Origin of the sequence: Kouleothrix sp. (assembly GCF_046328425.1) — a bacterium.
Taxonomy (GTDB): Bacteria; Chloroflexota; Chloroflexia; order Chloroflexales; family Roseiflexaceae; genus Kouleothrix.
In genome coordinates this window covers 1-2901 of record NZ_JAXLWP010000002.1, presented here as the reverse complement: position 1 = coordinate 2901, position 2901 = coordinate 1, and the positions used below count along the sequence as shown (strand labels likewise).

Sequence of the window (2901 nt, the reverse complement as noted above, 5' to 3'; positions counted from 1 at the left end):
GCGTGAAGCCGCCCTGCACACCCAGCGCGCCGCCGGTGCCCAGCCCGCCCTTGACGGTCTGCGCCTTGTAGTTGCGTACCGCCTTGACCAGCTGGTTGTAGCTGTCGGCGAAGGCGGCGACGATGATCTTGCCCTCGGGCGTGCTGGTGTAGCCGCCGGCCCCGGCGCCGCCGGCCCAGCCGAAGGCCGAGCCGAACAGTGCGAAGTCGGTGTTCTTGGCCGTGCCCTCGGCCGCGGCCAGCTGCACGCCCGAGCGGTTGTCGATCATGATCAGCGTGGTCGACGCCTCGTTGGTCTTCATGCCGCCGGCAATGGCGCCGATCACGCCCAGGTGCCGGCTCAACCCGCCGAGCGCACCGCCCATGCCGCCGGTGTTCTGGCTGAACTGGATGCTCGGGTTCATCGTGTAGTCGGCCGCGACCATCTGCCCCGGGCCCATGTTGCTGCCCTGGCGCATCTCGCCCGAGTCGCGCAGGTTGCGTTCCATCTGCATGTTGCGCATCGCCGCGCCGCGTTCGACGACGACGAAGCAGTTGGACTGCTGGATCATCATGCGCAGCACCGGCACCGTCGAGCCCAGCTTGTAGCTTTGCAGCGTGTGGTACCACGGCGCGTTCTGGTCCTCGACCACGCCGATCGTGCCCAGCGCCTGGTCGCAGCGCTCGAGCGCGCTGTTGGCGCCCTCGGCCGTGGCGCCGCCGGCCGCGCCGGTGACGGCCCCCTTGCTGCCGCCGCCGACCTCCTGCGCCGGCGCGGCCGCGGCGAAGACCAGTGCCCCCAGCGCCATGCCGGCACGCAGCGCGGGCCGGCCGGTGAGCAGTGAAAACGACAGCGGGCTGTTCATGATGGATCCTTCGTGCGTGGGTTGGCACCGTGAGCGGTGCACAGCGGAAGGCCATCTTATTGCGGCGCGCGCTCGTGCGCACCTCGCACGCACCCGGATTCGACCGAAGATTCGACCGAAAAACAGACGCCGCCGCTGTTCGTGCTATTCGATGCGCTCGTCGCCCTCGGCGCCGCCGTACAGGCACTCGCGGCCCAGGCGGTCCAGGCACAGCTCGGCCGTCCACGGCAGCATCAGCGAGCCGCAGCGCGCGTCGCGGAACAGCCGCTCCAGCGCCAGCGACTTCAGCGCTGCCTGCCCGCCGCAGGTGCGCAGCGCCAGCGCGCACACGGCGTGGGCGTTCTCCATCACCGTGTGGTGCGCGGCGTACAGCCGCTGGCGCGCGTCGTCGTCGGGGTCGATGCGCGCCTCGCCCACGGTTTGCAGGAACAGCGCGCGTGTTTGCTCGAGCTTGACGCGCATCTCGGCCACCGCGGCCTGCTTGGTCGGATACATGCGCCGCTTGACGGCGCCCATGCCGGGCAGCTCGCCGCGCAGGTACAGCACGCTGAAATCGTAGGCCGCCTGCGCCAGCCCCAGGTAGGTGGGCGACTGCACCGTGTACAGGTACGGATAGCGCTGTGCCAGCGGGTGGTGCAGGCCTTCGGGCAGCAGCCGCTCGGCGTCGGCCACGAACACGTCGTGCAGCAGCAGCTGGCGGCTGACGGTGCCGCGCATGCCCAGCGGATCCCACTCGCCGCAGATCTGCAGCCCCGGCGCGCCGGCCGGCACCGCCAGGTACAGCGCATCCTGCAAGGTGGCGCCGGGTTGATCGGGCGTGCACAGCACCGCGTAGAAGTCGGCAGCGCCCGCCAGCGAGGCGAAGATCTTGCGCCCGCTGAGGCGATAACCGCCGTCGACACGGCGCGCCAGCGTCGCCCACGGCGCCTTGCCTGCGGCCGCCGCGCCGCCTTCGGAGAAGGGCTGCGCGTACAGCTTGCCGTCGCGCACGATGCGCGCGAAATGCAAGCTGCGATGGCGCTCGTGTTCGGCGCGCTGCGCCGCGCTCATGTCCAGCAGGTCGGCGGCCAGACCCGCGCTGAGGCAGGCCGACACATGCATGCTGAAACACAGCGCGGTGGCGGCGCAATGCCGCCCCAGCTCGGCGATCACCAGCGCGCAGCTGGCGAAGTCGGCCCCCAGCCCGCCGTGCGCGGCGGGCACGGCCAGCGCGAGCAGCCCGGCGCGGCGCAAGGCGTCGAAGCTGTCGAAGGGGAAGCTGGCGTCGCGGTCGTGGCGCGCGGCGTGCGGCGCCAGGCCGAGCCGGCCGACCTCGGCGGCGCGCGCCAGCAGTTCGCGCTGGGTCGCGCTCAGCGCCGCAGCATGGCCGGCGATGTGCGGCGCCTGGCCGGGCCACGGTGAACGCGCCGGGGCGACGGGGTCTGCGGGCAGCGTCATCTGTGGCTCCGTTGGCGCGCGCTCAAAGGATCTCGCCCAGCATGCGGTAGTGGCCCGACTGGAACACCAGCGGCGCCAGTGGCGCCTCGCCGACGCGCAAGACCTGGCCGATGAACAGCACGTGGTCGCCGGCCACCTGCGCCGACACCTGCGCGCATTCGAAGGTGGCCACACAGCCGGCCAGCACCGGTGCGCCGCCCAGGCCTTCGGACCACAAACCTTCGGCGAACTTGTCCAGCCGCGTCGCGGCGAAGCGCCGCGACAGATCGACCTGGTTCTCGGCGAGCACGTTGACCGAAAAATGCGACGCCGCCATGAAGGCCGGCAGGTTGGGGCTGGCGCTGCGCAGCGACCACAACACCAGCGCCGGCTGCAGCGACAGCGCGCTGAACGAGTTGGCGGTCAACCCGACCGCGCTGCCGTCGGCGGCGCGGCAGCCGACCAGGGTCACGCCGGTGGCGAAGCGCCCCAGCGCCGCGCGCAGCAGCGGTGTCGTCGGTTCGGCATGCACCACAGGTGCCTTCATCGCCGGGTCAACCGCGCAGCAGCCAGCGCGCCAGCGCAAAGCCTGCGGCGGCACAGGCCAGCGCGCCGAGCAGGTGAGCCGCGCTGTGCAGCAA

General features: G+C 71.9%; 3 protein-coding genes. All 3 read right to left on the bottom strand.

Translation table 11 applies throughout. The annotated features are described in order from the left end of the window. Positions 1 to 844: CsgG/HfaB family protein (locus tag U0177_RS00025; protein ID WP_409568521.1), on the bottom strand; the 844-nt coding region annotated here is incomplete at its 3' end. Positions 845 to 988: 144 nt separating this feature from the next. Continuing rightward, positions 989 to 2281: an acyl-CoA dehydrogenase family protein gene (locus U0177_RS00020; RefSeq protein ID WP_409568520.1), complete on the bottom strand. Its 1293-nt coding sequence runs from the start codon at positions 2279 to 2281 to the stop codon at positions 989 to 991. A 22-nt stretch (positions 2282 to 2303) separates the two neighbouring features. Continuing rightward, positions 2304 to 2901 (bottom strand): flavin reductase family protein (locus U0177_RS00015; RefSeq protein ID WP_409568519.1); only part of this gene is annotated, 598 nt, incomplete at its 5' end.

Excerpts from the sequence above, each read along its gene's own strand:
- U0177_RS00020 (WP_409568520.1), bottom strand. The coding sequence starts at position 2,281 with ATGACGCTGCCCGCAGACCCCGTCGCCCCGGCGCGTTCACCGTGGCCC.